This is a genomic window from Dellaglioa sp. CoH-57-MRSF-20 (assembly GCF_056781955.1).
Map to the genome: position 1 here is coordinate 67,997 of NZ_JBXAXV010000005.1, position 17,394 is coordinate 85,390.

The 17,394-nt window shown below is 35.7% G+C and carries 11 protein-coding genes; 8 read left to right on the plus strand and 3 right to left on the minus strand.

Annotated elements, in window-relative coordinates; all coding sequences use genetic code 11:
* The first annotated feature begins 139 nt into the window (after window positions 1-139).
* Window positions 140-478 (plus strand): YxeA family protein, encoded by a 339-nt coding sequence (locus tag AC1RPN_RS06395; RefSeq protein WP_481761747.1) that lies wholly within the window; start codon window positions 140-142, stop codon window positions 476-478.
* A gap of 107 nt (window positions 479-585) precedes the next feature.
* On the opposite strand, the gene spxB is transcribed toward AC1RPN_RS06395, so the two are convergent.
* From spxB to AC1RPN_RS06410, 3 genes are all read right to left on the minus strand, one after another.
* Window positions 586-2,337 (minus strand): pyruvate oxidase, encoded by a 1,752-nt coding sequence (spxB, locus tag AC1RPN_RS06400; RefSeq protein WP_481761746.1) that lies wholly within the window; start codon window positions 2,335-2,337, stop codon window positions 586-588.
* A 202-nt stretch (window positions 2,338-2,539) separates the two neighbouring features.
* On the minus strand, window positions 2,540-3,622 hold the full coding sequence (locus tag AC1RPN_RS06405; protein WP_481761745.1) for an LCP family glycopolymer transferase: 1,083 nt from the start codon (window positions 3,620-3,622) through the stop codon (window positions 2,540-2,542).
* A 50-nt stretch (window positions 3,623-3,672) separates the two neighbouring features.
* Entirely contained in the window at window positions 3,673-5,019 is a 1,347-nt protein-coding gene (locus AC1RPN_RS06410; RefSeq protein WP_481761744.1) for a hemolysin family protein, read from the minus strand.
* A gap of 198 nt (window positions 5,020-5,217) precedes the next feature.
* On the opposite strand from AC1RPN_RS06410, the gene AC1RPN_RS06415 reads away from it, so the two are divergent.
* The 7 genes from AC1RPN_RS06415 (at window position 5,218) to AC1RPN_RS06445 (ending at window position 17,369) form a co-directional block, all read left to right on the plus strand.
* Entirely contained in the window at window positions 5,218-6,186 is a 969-nt protein-coding gene (locus AC1RPN_RS06415) for a ribose-phosphate diphosphokinase (RefSeq protein WP_481761743.1), read from the plus strand.
* 138 nt (window positions 6,187-6,324) lie between these two features.
* Window positions 6,325-9,894 (plus strand): PD-(D/E)XK nuclease family protein, encoded by a 3,570-nt coding sequence (locus AC1RPN_RS06420; RefSeq protein ID WP_481761742.1) that lies wholly within the window; start codon window positions 6,325-6,327, stop codon window positions 9,892-9,894.
* Window positions 9,887-13,627, plus strand: coding sequence for a helicase-exonuclease AddAB subunit AddA (addA, locus tag AC1RPN_RS06425; RefSeq protein WP_481761741.1), 3,741 nt, complete (start codon window positions 9,887-9,889; stop codon window positions 13,625-13,627). The genes AC1RPN_RS06420 and addA overlap by 8 nt, the downstream gene beginning before the upstream one ends.
* Before the next feature lie 492 nt (window positions 13,628-14,119).
* A complete protein-coding gene (locus tag AC1RPN_RS06430; RefSeq protein WP_481761740.1) occupies window positions 14,120-15,103 on the plus strand; it encodes a mannose/fructose/sorbose PTS transporter subunit IIA in 984 nt (327 codons plus the stop codon).
* 38 nt (window positions 15,104-15,141) lie between these two features.
* Entirely contained in the window at window positions 15,142-15,945 is an 804-nt protein-coding gene (locus AC1RPN_RS06435) for a PTS mannose/fructose/sorbose transporter subunit IIC (RefSeq protein WP_481761739.1), read from the plus strand.
* Between the two features lie 23 nt (window positions 15,946-15,968).
* Window positions 15,969-16,877: a PTS system mannose/fructose/sorbose family transporter subunit IID gene (locus AC1RPN_RS06440; protein WP_481761738.1), complete on the plus strand. Its 909-nt coding sequence runs from the start codon at window positions 15,969-15,971 to the stop codon at window positions 16,875-16,877.
* 105 nt (window positions 16,878-16,982) lie between these two features.
* Complete coding sequence (locus AC1RPN_RS06445; protein ID WP_409021995.1) at window positions 16,983-17,369, plus strand: DUF956 family protein; 387 nt, start codon at window positions 16,983-16,985, stop codon at window positions 17,367-17,369.
* The last annotated feature ends 25 nt before the right edge of the window (window positions 17,370-17,394 follow it).

Genomic DNA, 17,394 nt, shown 5'->3' on the forward strand with positions numbered 1-17,394 from the left:
TGTATCATTATATAGAATTAAATGAGTAAAAAAGGATTATAATATAATTTTTTGATAATCTTCGATTAGTACAAGTCAAATTAGTGGTTTAATGCATGGTTATTTGAGATTATGAATTAAATAAAAGGAGGTAGAATAAATGAAAAAAATAATTGTATTAATTATCGCTATTCTATTAGTTGGCGGCGGGTACTTATACTATAGGACTAATTACTCAACTCAGGATTACTACACACAGATAACAGAAACAGGTAAAAAAGTGGTTAAAAAGGATCAAAATGGAAAAACGTATGCCGATTATAGCTATAATCAAATGGCTTATAATACTAAAAATGAAGCTAAGAAATTAACGTTTAATGGGAATAAAGAAAGACCGTTACGTCAAGGCGCCTATTTAAAATTAGCCTATAATGAAAAAAAAGGTGTTATTTCATGGGAAGAAGTTTCAAAAAAAGATCTACCTGTAAAATTAAAATAGAACCCAAAAAAAAAGACTGTAATGAAGAGGATAGTTATCTTCATTACAGTCTTTTGTTATTTAAAAATAACTATCTCTTAGGAATAGCTATTTTATTCGTGAGGGCATTATTTTGAGTATTTCTCGATTAAATCATCTAAGACAAGTAAGTCTTCTGCTTCGTAACGTTTACGGTAAGCAGCGATTTCTTCAGCTGAGAAATGTTTTGGATCGACAGCTAAATCTTCAACAGGGATGGCACGGTCGTCAGTGATTTTAACATCAATAACAACAGGACCTTCTGCTTTTATAGCTGTTTCAAATGCGGCAACTAATTCGTCATGTGTAGAAACTGAGATACCAAGCGTACCCATAGCGCTTCCGACTTGTGCCCAATCTGCGTCATTGAAATCAATACCATAGAATGGTTGACCTTCATCTTCTTGTTCATCTTGAATGAAACCAAAATGTTGGTTAGAGAAGACAATATTAATGACATGTTGTTTGTATTTTACTTGTGTTAATAAATCTTGAACAATCATAGCAAATGCGCCATCACCGACAAGGTTAAAGACTTGACGGTCAGGGAAGGCTGATTTAGCAGCAATTGCTGCACCCATACCATAACCCATTGTTGCAAATAAGGCAGATGTTGTGAATTTTTGTTTAGGATTCATATCTAAGTAACGTAAGCTATTCATTGTAACATTACCAACATCAACTGCGAAAATGTCATCGCCTGTGGCATGTTTGTTGATTTCTTTAAAGACAGAAGCAGGTTGAAGTGGTGTTGTTGTCTTGTCCTCAAATTTCTTGAGGTAAGTACGCCAGTTAGCCATATCTTCAATAGTTGCATCGAAGAATGGACGACTTTCAACAGGAGCACCAGCTAATTCAACAAAGCGAGCTAATGTTTTCTTAGCATCACTGAGTAAAGCGACATCAACTGCATGACGTTTACCAATTTTTGATGCATCAATATCGATTTGGATAAATTTCATATCGGGTTTTAAGACTTTTTTAGTTTGTGAGAAAGGTAAATCAGCTCCTACAAAGACAACTAAGTCAGCGGCAGCAATTGCTTCATCAGCAGGTTTTGTTGCAACTCGGTAAGTTGACCCTAAGTTAGCACGATAACTATCAGGAACAGTTCCTTTATTGATAGCTGTAATAATTACAGGCATTTTAAAATGTTCAGAGAAAGCAATTACTTCATCAGTAGCACCTTTTGTACCAATACCAGCGAATAAAACAGGTTGTTTAGCTTCTTTAATAAGTGCTAAAGCCTCTTTAATTTTTGAATCATTTGGTTCAGGTAAAATAGGTGTTGTGTAATTGTGACCTGAAGCGTAATAACTGTCAGCGTCGATATCCATCCAACCAAAGTCATTTGGAATTGTAACAACTGCTACACCTTTGTATTGGTAAGCTGTTCTGATAGCTTGATCAATTACACGAGGTAAGCTTTCTGGAGTCATAACTGTTCTATTATAGACAGAAACGTCAGCAAACATTGGATTTTCGTTCATTTCTTGGAATGAATCCATGTTCATTGCAGATGAAGCAACCTGACCGATTAAAGCAAGAACAGGAACATGGTCTTGTTGTGCGTCATATAAACCATTGAATAAATGTGTTGCCCCAGGACCTGCTGAACCAAAGACAACCCCAACTTTACCAGTTAGTTTTGCTTCAGCGGCAGCAGCAAGTGCCCCAACTTCTTCATGACGTACTTGAACGTAATTAATGTTTTCTTTTTCTGATTCAAGAGCACGCATTGTTGTATTGAATGATCCACCGGGTAACCCATAGACATTTTCAACTTTCCAATCCTGTAATACCTTTAACATTGCAATTGATGCTTTAATTTTTTCTGACATAATATAAATCCCCACTTTCATTTAAATAACAAAGTATCTTGTACCATCTATTATTACACTTTATGGTACCGTTTACAAATGAAATGTATGAATAAAATAAATTTTTTTTACGGACCTATTTTCTATATGAAATTTAATCAATATAAATAAAAAAGCATCATCAGAAGTTGCCTTCTTGATGATGCGAGTAGTGTATAGGTCATTATTTTCGAGTTGTGTTAATTGTTGAATTTGTTAATAAAGTATTGCCCGTTTCTGCTTTAACTAAATCTAAGGCAGATCTAAGTTTATCGGTAATACGTTGCTTCTCTGGTGTATCAGCGACTTCAAAAGCTTCACCGTTAATCATGGTTCCAGTTCCTTGTAGGTGATCAGATTTTGAATGGTGCGTGGCAACACGATAGCTAGTTCCTAGAGTCACTAAATCATCAAATGATAAATCTGTTTTCAATTGAGAAGACATCGTGTCTAAGAATTTTTGATTTAATAAGTTTTGTAAGTTTGTACTCTGTAAGGCAACAGACATGATAATCTGGCGTTGACGTTTTTGACGGCCATAATCACCAAGTGGATCCTCATGACGCATTCGGGCATAAGATAATGCATCTGCACCATTAACATGAGTTTTAACACCTTTTTTAAAGTGTGCACCTTGATAGGTGAACGATAGTGGTGGTGTGACATCAACGCCACCAACCGCATTAACTAATGTTTCGAGTCCGCCCATATTAATGGTTGCATAGAAATCAATAGGGACGTTCAAATATTTCTCGACTGTTTTAACAGCAGAAGCAGGACCACCATAAGCATAGGCAGAATTTAATTTACTTGGGAATTCTGATTCATAACCAGAAACCGCAACTTCTGCATCTCGGGGTAAACTGACTAACGTCATTGATTCCGTTTTAGGATTTAAAGTTGCGACAATTAAGGTATCTGTTCGACCGCCAACTTTTGCACGGCCTAACGCACCATCATCGGTTCCTAAAAGGAGAATTGAAATTGGATAGCCTGATTTTAAGACTGAAGAAACGTTTCTAGCTTTAGCGACTTTTGTCGGCGTATAAATTGAATCAGCTGCTTTTTTTGCGTTTGCGTAAGCTCTGTATGCATAAATACCGCCACCGACCAAAAGTAAGAGCAATAAAAGAAGAATTAAACGACGACGTTTTTTATTTGGTTTTTTCTTACCATTTTTTGGCAACGATGAGTGACGATTTTTACTTGGATTAGAAGTGGAATCTGCAATTGATTCCTGCTGATATAGTTCTCTACGAGTAGGCATAAATATAAAATTCCCTCCAATTAGTAATGACTAAATTATTTCTTATCAGTTCATTGTTCTTCAATTGCGTCTACCTGAGTCGTCGTATGTTTAACATTAAACCAATCAATGTAGTTACGTTTAAACTCAATAATCTTAAATTCAAAAGCATCAAACTTGATGACATCATTTAATTTAACTTTATGATTTTCGAGAATGAAACCTGCTAATGTAACACTTTCAGATGCTTTCATCGCTTTATTTTTAAATTTAAAGAAGCGTTCGAAATCATATAAAGTCGTTTTACCACTAATATTATATGAACCATCATCATTTTTGATAATGTATTCACTTGAAACGTCATCAATTTCATCTTTAACCGTTCCAAATAATTCTTCATAAATATCTTTATCCGTTACAATACCACTTGTACCACCATATTCATCAAGGACAACAACGATAGGTGTTTGTTTACTAATCATTTGGCTTAATAATGTTCTAATAGGTGTTGTTTCTGGTACTGTAATAATTGTTCTAAGTAGTTTACTAATTAAGACAGTATCATCAATCTCAGCTTGTCTAACTAAATCGTAGATATAGACGTAACCAAGAATTTTATCTTTATCATTGTTAGCAACTACTGGAAAACGGCTATAACCCTGATGTAAATAATCTTTAACGACATCGTGCACAGTATCTGTAATATCTACGACATAAAGACTTGTTCGATCGACCATAATATCTTTAGCAATTTTGTCATTTAAATCAAAGGCACGTTGCATATAGACATAATCATCTCTATCTAATTCACCACCTGAAACGGCATTTTGAGATAAAGATAAAATTTCTTTTTGAGTAAAAACTTCACTATTTTCATCAGTTGGCGTAATACCAATCATTTTAGCAACACGTGTTGCTGAGTTATTTAATAACCAAACTAATGGGTAAAAGGCAAGATGAAAGTAGCGTAATGGTGTTATAACAACCATTAAAACTTGAACGGGCATATCGATACTTAAGTTTTTAGGCACAATTTCTGTGTAAACCACTTCAACGTAAGTAAGGATTAAAACCCCGATAATTGCGCCAATGATATTTAACCCTGATTCAGAAGCAAAATGGAATAGTTTAAGCACATCTACAAGTAAAAATTCAATGGTTTTTTCACCAACCCAACCCAGAATAATACCAGCAACACTGACACCAACCTGTGTTGTTGAAAGGTATTCATTCAAATGGTTAAGCATTTTTAATGCTCTTTCTTGTTTTTTTCGATTTCCAATACCTGCTTCGATATCAGCTTCGATGGCACTTGGACGTGCTTGGACAAGTGCAAATTCTGCGGCAACGAAGAATGCTGCTGCAAATAATGTCACAAAGATAACAATCAAATTGATGATAACTGTACCGCTAGACAATTTTTGTGTCCCCCATAATTAAGTTATATTTTTAAGTTCGTATCTGTCTATTTTACCATTAAACATAAGGATTGTCGTTTAGTCTGAAGGAACAATTCAGATAATCTTAAACTTTTTACTTAGAGCATAGTAATTTAAGTGTAAATTCATTATAATAGAACTATAAAGAAAAAATACAGATTAATAACGGAGGCTATCATGTCGGGTCAATTCGCAAAAGGTCAATTAAAATTATTTGCACTTAATTCTAACGTTGAATTAGCGGAGAAGGTGGCTAAGGTTTTAAATACTAGTCTTTCTACAGCATCCGTGAAACATTTCAGTGATGGCGAAATTCAAATCAACATTGATGAAAGTATTCGTGGCGCAGATGTTTATGTTATCCAATCAATCTCAAATCCAGTAAATGAAAATTTACTGGAACTTTTGATTATGGTTGATGCGTTACGTCGTGCAAGTGCGGGTACAATTAACGTTGTAATGCCTTATTATGGTTATGCACGTTCAGATCGTAAAGCACGTTCACGTGAACCTATTACAGCTAAGTTAGTTGCAAACTTTATTCAATTAGCCGGTGTTTCTCGTGTAATTACACTTGATTTACATGCCGCTCAATTACAAGGATTCTTTAACATTCCAGTTGATCATTTAGTTTCTTTAGAAATCCAAGCTAAATACTTCATTGAAAATGGGATTACAGATGATGTTGTTGTGATTTCACCTGATCATAATAGTGTTAAAGGTGCTCGTAATATGGCTGAAAAGCTCAAAGCACAAATTGCTATTGTTGATAAACGTGGATCTGATTTTGCTGATAATATTGCAGCAACATCAATTATTGGCGATGTAAAAGGGCGTCGTTGTATCATTATTGATGATATGATTGATACAGGGACAATGATGACTGATGCAGCGCGTGCACTTAAAGCTGCTGGTGCAACAGATATTTATGCTTGTGCAACACATGCTGTGATGTCAAAAGGTGCGATTGAAGCTTTATCTGATGACAATATTAAACAAGTGATTGTAACAGATAGTATCGTTGTTCCAGAAGCTGACAAGCTCGATAAACTTGTGCGCTTATCAGTTGCCGACTTGTTTGGCCAAGCAATTGATTTAATTCATAAGAATCGCTCAGTTGATAAACTATTTACAGAAAAAGATTAAATTAAAATGAACCGCTGGTTAAATCACCTTTGTGATTTGTCCAGCGGTTTTTATGTGTTCTTAAAAAAATATAACAGCTAAATATGGTATATTATTAGGTAATGATAACGAGTTAGCGGTATGAAAAGGGGAGTTAAAATGAGTTTAAAATTTGTCCTAGGAAAAGCTAGTAAAGACCATCAAGCAAGCCTTGTTGCACAATTAAAAGCAGCGCAAACGACTGATTCAACGGCATCTTTTTTTTATCTTGTTCCCAATCATATTAAGTTCGAAGCAGAAGTTAGTATCCTTGAAGCATTAGGTAAAGACAAACTTGTCGAACAAAATATTTTTGCACAATCGAACGTCCAAGTCTTTTCGTTTACTCGATTAGCTTGGTTCTTTTTGAAGAATACACCCTATTATCAGATTCCTCGTTTATCTCAGTCTGGATTAAATATGTTAGTTTATCAATTAATTTCGGAACATGAAGATGAATTAACAATATTTCGTGGTGAAAGGACCCAAACTGGGTTTATTTCACAACTAGTCAGCCAACTGAAAGAATTAAAAGTTGGTTGTGTGACAGTTGATGATTTAACTCGGATTGCTGAATCTTTCCCAACGACTGGGGACTTAGGTGCTAAATTAGATGATTTACAAATTATCTATCGCGCATTTGATGCTGCGATGGCTGACCGATATATTGAAAATAATGATTTATTAGCAGAGTTGAGTCGTTATTTAACAGATGACGTTTTGAAGACGAGTTATTTTTATATTGACCATTTTTCTCAATTTACAGCACAAGAGCAGGAGCTCGTGAACGCACTGATTAAGGGTGCGAAACAGATTACAATTGGCTTAGTCTTAGATAAAGGCAATGCACATGAAGTTGCTGAAAAATCTGACTTATTTTATAAATCAAGCCGGATGTATGTTAATTTGATTGAAAAAGCACATCAAGCTCAGATTCCAGTGCTAACGGATAGTTATGCTGAAACCAAAGTTAACCAGAATCCCGACTTATCTCGTCTGGAAGATTTTTGGATTGACTCTAGACGGTTAGTTAAAACAAAATCAGAAAGGTTAGAAAATTCAGATTCTATTCAACTTTTTGAAGCCGATAGTCGGTATATTGAAATTCGACAAGTGGCGACAAAAATTCGCCAGTTAGTTGCAACTAAGGAGTATCGTTATCGAGATTTTATGATTTTAACGCGGCATTTAGATAGCTACGAAACGGTTATTCCACCGGTTTTTAAAGAATTTAAAATACCTTATTTTAACGATTTACAACACGCAATGGCTGACCATCCCTTAGTCGAGTTACTGGCAGCGTTATTTGAGGTGAAAGAAAAGCATTATCAATATGGCGCAATGATGCGCTTATTAAAAACTGAATTATTAATACCACAAATAGAAAATCATGCTATGCCAATTGAACAGTACCGTAGTGCTGTTGATTTAACAGAAAATATGGTTTTAAAATACGGTTTTTCTGGTTCTCAGTGGCTACGTGAAGATGATTGGACGTTCTACCGGTTTGATTTTACGGATGCAGATGAGCAACAGACGGATAAGGACCAAAGTATCACAGTACAAATTAATCAAATTAGACATTTTGTTAAAGACGTTTTACCAGGATTCTTCAATCAACTAGATCAGGCGACAACCGGTGAAGAGGGGGCAAAGCTAATTTATCAGTTTCTTGTTGAACAAGGTGTGACACAACGCTTGTTAAGTTGGCGAGACCGCTATTTAGCTGCTGGAAACATCTCACAATCAGAAGAACCAGAACAAACTTGGCAAACATTTGTTGGGATGTTAGATGAATATGTTGAAACATTGGGAACTAAAATGTTCAATACCGCTGACTTCATGGCCTTGATTCAAGCGGGATTTGAAGGGGCAAGTTACTCACAAGTGCCATCAACATTAGATCAGGTCGTTATTTCTGAATCAGGGATGGTTCAAATGAACAACCGAAAGATTACCTTTATGATTGGATCAACTGATATGGTGATGCCAGAACAAGTTAGTCAGACACAATTATTAACAGATGATGATCGGGCGAAAATGGCTAATCTATTAACTGATGATCAATACTTAGCCGATTCGGCTATTAGTCAAATGGCCGCTGAACCCTTTTTGAATTATCTCGGATTTTTAGGACCACGCGAACAATTGATTTTTTCATATCCAAGTGGCAACGATGGCGAAAAGAATTTAAATCCATCGCCTTATTTAATGATGATTAAAGAACACTTCAATTTATCAGTTCAACATTTAGCTGCTAATCCTGAATTAACAGAACAATCAGTCCTTGATTTTATCGGAACAAAACGTAGTACATTATCATCATTGGTTGTAGCTAGTCGACTTGCCAAAACAACTGCAGTATCCATGCCTAGTGCTTGGTTGTATGTGTTACGTCAACTGTCGGCTGACCCAGAAATGGGACCATTAACGAAACAATTATTAGGAAGCTTAGCGTATAAAAATATACCGGTTAAGTTGACGCCGGAAATTATAACTGATTTATATGGAACACAAATGAATACTTCAATTTCAAAACTAGAAACTTTCTATCGTAATCCATTTGAATATTTTTTACAATATGGGTTGAAATTGAAAGAACGAGACATTTTCGAGCTGTCTCCTGCAAGTACTGGTGAGTTTTTCCATATGGGGTTGGATGAGTTGATGAAAGTTGTGACTGAATCAAACCAAGTCTATGCCAATGTACCCAAAGAACAACTAGATGAATATTTGAATGTAATTTTAAAAGATATGCGCGAGTTACCTCAGTTCCAAATTCTTGGTAGTTCAAGTCGAATGGGCTATATTGCTAAACAATTAAGTCTTCTATTAAAACAAGTGACGCATGCCATGTGGCAACAAGGGCAACAAACAAAGATGAAGCCACTGAAAACAGAAGTTTTATTTGGTCATGTCGGTGCTGAGTCAGGTTTGAAAGCCCTAGCTTATAAGTTACCTGGCGGCCATTCAGTTAAAGTCCGCGGTAAAATTGATCGAATTGATTATATGAAGGTTGATTCAAAACAATATCTTGGAATCGTCGATTACAAATCAGGGATTCGAAAGTTTGATTTTAGTGATGCTTTCTATGGATTATCAATGCAAATGTTAACTTACTTGCAAGCATTGATTGAGAATGCAGAGGTAATTGCACCAAATACTGGACTGAAAACTTCGGCAGCTGGTGCAGTTTACATGCACTTACAAAATCCTAAGCTGAAAATTGAAGATGTACAGAAAAAAGGATTGGATAATACGTTGTTGAAAGCAAACCAAATGGATGGGCTATTATTGGAAGATGAGCAGTTACTGAGCCATTTAGATACTGATTTTGAAGACGAATCAACAGGGTTTTCATTAATCTATCCATTTAGAAAAACGAAAAAAGGGTTCACATCACCATCAGCTCGTTCAAAAAAATTGATTTCACAATCAGATTTAGATTTCTTGTTGGTACACAATAAACAATTAATTATTGATGCGGCAACAGATATTTTCGAAGGGATAATCGATTTAAGTCCGGCTAGATGGAACGCTAAAAAAACAGCCCTACAATATTCACCATATAAATCAATATTCCAATTTGATGCGATGTTACCCGAAAATAATTACCATGAAATAAGTAAATTAAGCTGGGAAGAAATTGAAAAACGGATTATAGACGGGGAGGCCGACAGTAATGAGTAAGTTTACATTTACACCAAATCAACAACGTGCTATCGATGAAAGTGGGACTAATATTCTTGTATCAGCCTCTGCCGGTTCCGGTAAAACACGAGTTTTAGTTGAACGCGTCATTCAAAAAATATTAACGGGAACAGCTATTGATGACTTATTAGTTGTTACGTTTACAGACGCTGCAGCTAAAGAAATGCGTCAACGGATTCAGGTGGCACTTCAAAAGGCAATCAATGAAGCAGACAATCATGAACAAAAACAACATTTAATGGATCAATTAATGCGCTTGCCAGTTGCAAATATTAGTACATTTGATGCATTTTGTCTCCAATTAATTAAACGCTACTATTATGTGATTGATTTGGATCCCGTTTTTAGAATGTTAACAGATATGACTGAGGCGGCTTTATTAAGAGAGAGTGTCTGGGAAGACGTCCGGGAAATGTTGTATGCCAAAGACGATGTCGACTTTGAGAGATTAACACAAAATTTTTCAAATGATCGAAATGATGATGGTTTATCTGAGTTGGTTTTTAGCCTATTTACATTTGCGAGTTCGAAACCAGATCCTACCGGTTGGTTGGCTAGTTTGGCAGCAACTTATGATGTTGGCGATAATTTAATCAGTAGTTCGTTTTACCAAAAGAGTATTAAGCCATTAGTTCAAGCAAATTTAACGCAAATCCAGGCCGATTTAAAAACGGCTCTAGAACTATCAATTCAATTTGGGTTAGAGAAACATCAAGCAGTGACTGAAGAAGAAAGTCAGATGTTGTTAGCTGTTGTCCAATCTGTTGAAAACGATGGTTCTTGGAATCAAATTCGCGATAATATTCGTGGGTACGAATTGAAACGTGCGCCTAGTGTGCCAGCTAAAAATTTAGAAGATGACCAAGCTGTTGCTAAGGATCAAATTAAAGAATTAAAAGCTGGAATAAAAAAACGTTTAGCTAACTTATCAGAACAATTTTTTGTTTTAAATGAAACAGAAACACTGCATATCATGACAGAATCTAAGAAATTAGTTGAAAAATTAGTCAGTGTGATTGGCTTATTTAGTGATGCCTTCACCAAAGAGAAACGTCAAAGACATATACTTGATTTTAATGATTTGGAGCATTTAGCACTGGACATTTTAGCGAGTGATTCTGAATCTTCCGAGCAAACACAAGCTGCTCTACAAGGAAAATATGAAGAAGTTCTGGTAGATGAGTATCAGGATACTAATCAACTACAAGAAGCTATTTTGACAAGGGTAACCACGACTAATCCCGGTAATATGTTTATGGTGGGGGATGTAAAGCAGTCAATATATGGTTTTAGGCTGGCTGATCCTAGTTTGTTTTTAAGTAAATACCAAGCTTATAAAGAAACTGACAGTAATGGAAATCGAATTATCTTAGCTGAAAATTTTCGTTCTGTGAAGAATGTAACAGATGTGACTAACTTAATTTTTACCCAGATTATGGATGAAACCGTTGGACAAATGGCTTATGATAATGATGCTAAATTGGTTTTTGGGGCAAACTACTACCCAGATATTGAGCAAAAAGCAGAAGTGCTGATTTACGAATCTGATGAACCTGAATCTGCAGAAAGACCGGATGATGATAGTGAAGCAACGAATGATCAGTTTGAAATTGATGGTAAATCGGAAGGCCAAATTGCTTTAATTGGTCAACGGATTCAAGCGTTAATCGTAGATGAAACAGAGATTTTTGACCGTGATAAATCAGAAAAACGTCCCGTTGAATACCGAGATATTGCATTACTAGTCCCAACTCGTAAAAATAATTTGGTGATTATTGACCAATTTAAAAAAATGGGTATTCCAGTCGTTGTGAATGATGCGGAGAGCTATTTCCAAACAACTGAAATCAGAATTATGATGTCATTATTACGAATTATTGATAATCCCTATCAAGATATTCCATTGGTAAGTGTCCTACGGTCGCCAATTGTTGGATTAGATGAAAATCAACTGGCCTATTTACGGATTGGCAACCGAACAGATGATTACTATCAAGCGGTGTTAACTTTTTATCAAAATTTTGATACGTTTAAAGCAGGTAGCTTCGCAAAAACACTGTATAATAAAATTGAACGTTTCTTAACACAACTTTCGGGCTTTCGTGAAATCGCGCATGAAAATCAAATTGCGACCTTAATTTGGCAGATTTATCAGGATACTGGATTTCTTGATTATGTCGGGGGGATGCCAGCTGGAAGTCAGCGCCAAGCCAATTTACATGCGTTGTATAACCGAGCTCACGCTTACGAAAATAGTAGTTTTAAAGGTTTATTCCAGTTTGTGCGCTTCATTGAAAAAATGCAGGAACGCGATAAGGATTTAGCAGAAGCACCTGTACAAAATGTCGCAAATGCAGTGTCAGTCATGACAATTCATGGTAGTAAGGGACTTGAATTTCCAATGGTCTTCTTGGTTGACGCGACACACCAGTTTAATCAAATGGCGATGCGAAAACCTTATTTAATTGATGATCAGGCTGGATTAGGAATAACCTATTTAAATCCTGAAAATCGGACGATGGAAGATACGCTACAAAAAACAATTGTAAAATCAGCTGCTATTGCAAAATCAGAAGCGGAAGAAATGCGATTACTGTACGTAGCCTTAACGCGTGCGGAACAACGATTATTTATTGTGGGGGCTTACACAAATAAAAAAACGGCAATTAATCATTGGCAAAAGGCATTTCAAAGCCAACAATTAGTTTTAAATGCAACAGCTCGAAGTGGTATTAAAAATTTCATGGATTGGATTGGTATGGCGCTAGTTCGTCATCCTACTTTTGATATGTCACTATTATTGGATCCAGCAACATCATCACTACTATTAAGTGATGATGAAACGCAATTTAGCGTTAAATTTTATCAAAAAACCGACCTGAACCAGATGAGTAAAGTGAGTGAAGAAGTTTCTCAGACGGATTGGTTAGAAACAATCACGGGTGAGATGCCTGAGACGTTTGAGGATATTGATGTTAATCAAATTGATCAAGTCTTAAATTTTCAGTATCCATTCGATAATTTAACTAAAACAACTGCTTACCAAGCTGTATCGGAAGTAAAACGTCTATTCGATGATCCAGCTAATCGCGAAATGAATCAGTTGAGTATTGAAGGACAAGGCAACCGATACGTTACGAGTGAACTTGCTGTACCGAAATTTATGCAGGGAGTTGCAGCACCAATGGGAAGTGATATTGGGAGTGCAACTCATCTCATTTTACAAGAATTAGATTTAACTAGTGAGATAACTTTAGCGATAATCCAAGCTAAAATTGAGCAATTAGTGACGGCAAAAGTAGTCACTAAAGAAGTTGCTACGTTAATTAATGGACAACACATTGCCAATTTCTTTCAAACGGATTTAGGCAAAGAAATTCTAACTATAGGTAACGATGTACAACGTGAAGCGCCATTCTCAATGTTACTACCTGCCAATGAGCTATTTCAAAAGGTTGAGTCAAATAAGGAAAAAGTTTTGATCCATGGAATTATCGATGGTTATTTTGTAAAAGATAATACGTTGGTGGTATTTGATTATAAGACTGATAAAGTTTCTAAAGACAATACAATAGAAGAAATAGAAAAATTGACAGCACGTTATCGTGGCCAATTGAACTTATATGGCGAAGCACTAGAGAATATGACTGGGTTGAAAGTTGCGCATAAATATCTGTATTTGCTGTCTATTAATCAAGTTGTTGAAGTTTAATAATTCGAAGATCTCATTTCAATGAGGTCTTTTTTTAATCAATGAAAAGAATAAGAAAATATTTTAAGCAATTTCAATACCACTTTGTGTTAAAAAAATAAAATAGCATTGTATATAACAAAACTTTTTTTATAAATTGGTATAGATAAGATTTTGTTGAATGAAACAAGCTATGGAAACGTAAAAAAACCCATCATATAGGTTGATAACTAATATCTATACGATTAAATGGTATAATTGTAAGCGAATACAAATTAATATTTTTAATAGTAATTCGTAATCGTTGTGCTATACTTAACAACATAGACGTTATGGAAACGATATTATTTTTAAGTGTTTCGTAACATTTTAAAATTAAATCAGATTACCTAGGAACAAAAGCAAAATGCTTAAGTTGTTTTTGAAATAATTTTTGCGTGTTTTTATATTATAAATGTAAGCGTTTTTCCGGAGTTCTTACAGTAATCTGATAAAAATTTAGGAGGTTTTAAAATGGTTGGAATTGTAATTGCAAGTCACGGTAAATTTTCCGAAGGCATCATGCAATCCGGTTCAATGATTTTTGGTGAACAAGAAAATGTTCAAGCTGTAACTTTCATGCCAAACGAAGGACCAGACGATTTAAAAGCTCATCTTGAAGCAGCAATTGCTACTTTTGATGATCCTGAAGAAGTCTTATTCTTAGTTGATTTATGGGGTGGATCACCATTTAATCAAGCAAACGGTTTGCTTGACGCTCATAAAGATAAATGGGCAATTGTTACAGGTTTAAACTTACCAATGTTAATTGAAGCCTACGCAGCACGCTTGTCAATGGATTCTGCACAAGAAATTGCTGCAAGTATTCTAAGCGAAGCAAAAGGTGGCGTTAAGATTAAGCCAGAAGATTTAGCACCAAAAGAAGCAGCTGTTGTTGCAACAAACAAACCTACTGGTTCAATTCCTGAAGGAACTGTAATCGGTGATGGTAAAATTAAATACGTTTTAACACGTATTGATTCACGTTTATTGCATGGACAAGTTGCTACAGCATGGTCTAAATCAGTTAAGCCTGACCGTATTATCGTTGTTTCTGATAATGTTGCTAAGGATACACTTCGTAAAAACTTAATTGAACAAGCTTCACCACCTGGTATTATTGCACATGTTGTGCCAATTGCTAAGATGATTGAAGTTTCAAAAGACCCTCGTTTTGGTGGAATGAAAGCATTACTTCTTTTTGAAAGTCCACAAGATGTGTTAACAGCAATTGAAGGCGGAATGAAATTTGACGAAGTTAACCTTGGTTCAATGGCTCATTCAGTTGGTAAAGTAGTTGTTAACAACGTATTATCAATGGGACAAGACGATGTTGATACTTTTGAAAAACTAGAAGATAAGGGCGTTAAATTTGATGTCCGTAAAGTACCTAACGATTCAAAAGAGAATATGGCTAACATTCTCAAAAAAGCTAAAGGTGAATTAGCAAAAGCTTAAACAACACAATAAAAGAAAATTAATTTAGGAGGCTTATTATGTCAGCTATATCAATGATTTTAGTAGTAATTATTGCCTTTCTAGCTGGTATGGGTGGAATTTTAGATGAATTCCAATTCCATCAACCACTAGTGGCATGTACATTAATCGGGTTAGTAACCGGTAATTTAACCGCCGGAATTGTTTTAGGTGGTACACTTCAAATGATCGCACTTGGTTGGGCTAATGTCGGGGCAGCTATTGCACCCGATGCTGCACTTGCTTCAGTTGCATCAGCAATTATTTTAGTATTAGGTGGACAAGGGATTAAAGGTGTTGGATCAGCTATCGCTATCGCCGTTCCCCTTGCCGTTGCCGGATTATTCTTAACAATGGTTGTTCGTACACTTGCTGTTCCTATTGTTCATGCAATGGATGCAGCAGCAGAACAAGGTAATATCCGTAAGCTAGAAATATGGCATGTTCTTGCTATTGGTATGCAAGGTATCCGTATTGCTATTCCAGCCGGAGCATTGCTCTTTATTCCAGCTGAAACAGTTAAAGGTTTCCTTGAATCAATGCCCGCATGGTTAACAGATGGTATGGCTATTGGTGGTGGTATGGTTGTTGCCGTTGGTTATGCACTTGTTATTAACATGATGGCTACAAAAGAAGTATGGCCATTCTTTATTCTTGGTTTCGTAGTCGCAGCTATTACTCAATTAACATTGATCGCTATTGGTGCTATCGGTGTTGCTCTTGCTCTTATTTACTTGAACCTTTCAAAAATGGGTGGTTCATCAAATGGTGGCGGTGGCAATAATACCGGTGATCCACTTGGCGAAATTCTAAACGATTATTAAACTGGAAGAAGGAGGAATATATTATGGCAGATAAAATTGAATTAACTAAAAAAGATCGATTGGCTGTAGCATGGCGTTCAACGTTTATTCAAGGTTCATGGAACTACGAACGTATGCAAAATGGTGGTTGGACATTCTCAATGATTCCAGCAATTAAAAAATTATACAAAACTAAAGAAGAACGTACGTCAGCAATGAAACGACACATGGAATTCTTTAACACTCATCCTTATCTTGCTTCACCAATCCTTGGTGTTACATTAGCACTTGAAGAAGAACGTGCTAATGGTGCCCCTATTGATGATGTTGCAATTCAAGGTGTTAAAGTTGGTATGATGGGTCCTTTGGCTGGTGTCGGTGATCCCGTATTCTGGTTTACTGTTCGTCCAATGTTAGGTGCTTTAGGTGCTTCATTGGCTATGGGTGGTAACATTATGGGACCAATCATTTTCTTCGTAGCTTGGAATATCATCCGTATGGGATTCATGTGGTATACACAAGAATTCGGTTATAGAGCTGGTTCTAAGATTTCTGAAGATATGTCAGGTGGCTTATTACAAGATGTTACTAAAGGTGCTTCGGTACTGGGAATGTTCGTTTTAGCCGCATTAGTAGAACGTTGGGTTTCAATCAAATTTACGCCAGTTATTTCAACAGTTAAGTTGGATAAAGGTGCTTATATTGATTTTGATAAACTCCAAGGTGGAAAAGGCATGCAAACAGCTATGCAACAAGCTAGCGACGGTTTAGCTCTTTCACCAAATAAAGTAACAACATTACAAAATAACTTGGATCAATTAATTCCAGGTTTAGCAGCATTATTATTAACATTCTTCTGTATGTGGTTACTTAAGAAAAAAGTTTCACCAATTCTTATCATTCTAGGTTTATTCATAGTTGGTATCGGTGGACACGTACTTGGAATTTTATAAAATTTCAAAAAAACTCAGGAATTTTCCTGGGTTTTTTTATATGGTTCAATGCAATTAATTAAGGTATAATAAGATAACGTCAAAAAACATTGGAGTCGAAATACTATGGTCCAGTCAATTAATACAAAGGTAGACTTAACAATCGATGCAACTGCTTTCACAGGTTTAACTGATTATGGTAAAATCATGATTGGCGATAAAGGGTTTGAATTTTATAATGACCGTGATGCACGCAAGTTTATCCAAATTCCATGGGATGAAGTTGATCAAGTTATCGCGTCTGTGATGTTTAAAGGACGATGGATTCCGAGATATGCAATTAAAACGAAGAAGAATGGGACATTTACTTTTGCGTCTAAAAAACCAAAAATGGTGTTACGTGCAATGCGTAACTATGTTGATCCAGCTCATATGGTTCAATCACTTGGAATGGGCGATGTTTTAAAACGATCAGTTAAATCAATTTTTAATAAAAAAAGTAAAAATAAGTAATCAAAAAAACATTCTCATTGAGAAT

What these genes read in the sequence shown, in the direction of transcription:
- AC1RPN_RS06415 (WP_481761743.1), top strand. Translation starts at nt 5,218, where the DNA reads ATGTCGGGTCAATTCGCAAAAGGTCAATTAAAATTATTTGCACTTAAT.
- AC1RPN_RS06440 (WP_481761738.1), top strand. Translation starts at nt 15,969, where the DNA reads ATGGCAGATAAAATTGAATTAACTAAAAAAGATCGATTGGCTGTAGCA.
- AC1RPN_RS06420 (WP_481761742.1), top strand. Translation starts at nt 6,325, where the DNA reads ATGAGTTTAAAATTTGTCCTAGGAAAAGCTAGTAAAGACCATCAAGCA.
- addA (WP_481761741.1), top strand. Translation starts at nt 9,887, where the DNA reads ATGAGTAAGTTTACATTTACACCAAATCAACAACGTGCTATCGATGAA.
- AC1RPN_RS06395 (WP_481761747.1), top strand. Translation starts at nt 140, where the DNA reads ATGAAAAAAATAATTGTATTAATTATCGCTATTCTATTAGTTGGCGGC.
- AC1RPN_RS06430 (WP_481761740.1), top strand. Translation starts at nt 14,120, where the DNA reads ATGGTTGGAATTGTAATTGCAAGTCACGGTAAATTTTCCGAAGGCATC.
- AC1RPN_RS06445 (WP_409021995.1), top strand. Translation starts at nt 16,983, where the DNA reads ATGGTCCAGTCAATTAATACAAAGGTAGACTTAACAATCGATGCAACT.
- spxB (WP_481761746.1), bottom strand. Translation starts at nt 2,337, where the DNA reads ATGTCAGAAAAAATTAAAGCATCAATTGCAATGTTAAAGGTATTACAG.
- AC1RPN_RS06435 (WP_481761739.1), top strand. Translation starts at nt 15,142, where the DNA reads ATGTCAGCTATATCAATGATTTTAGTAGTAATTATTGCCTTTCTAGCT.
- AC1RPN_RS06405 (WP_481761745.1), bottom strand. Translation starts at nt 3,622, where the DNA reads ATGCCTACTCGTAGAGAACTATATCAGCAGGAATCAATTGCAGATTCC.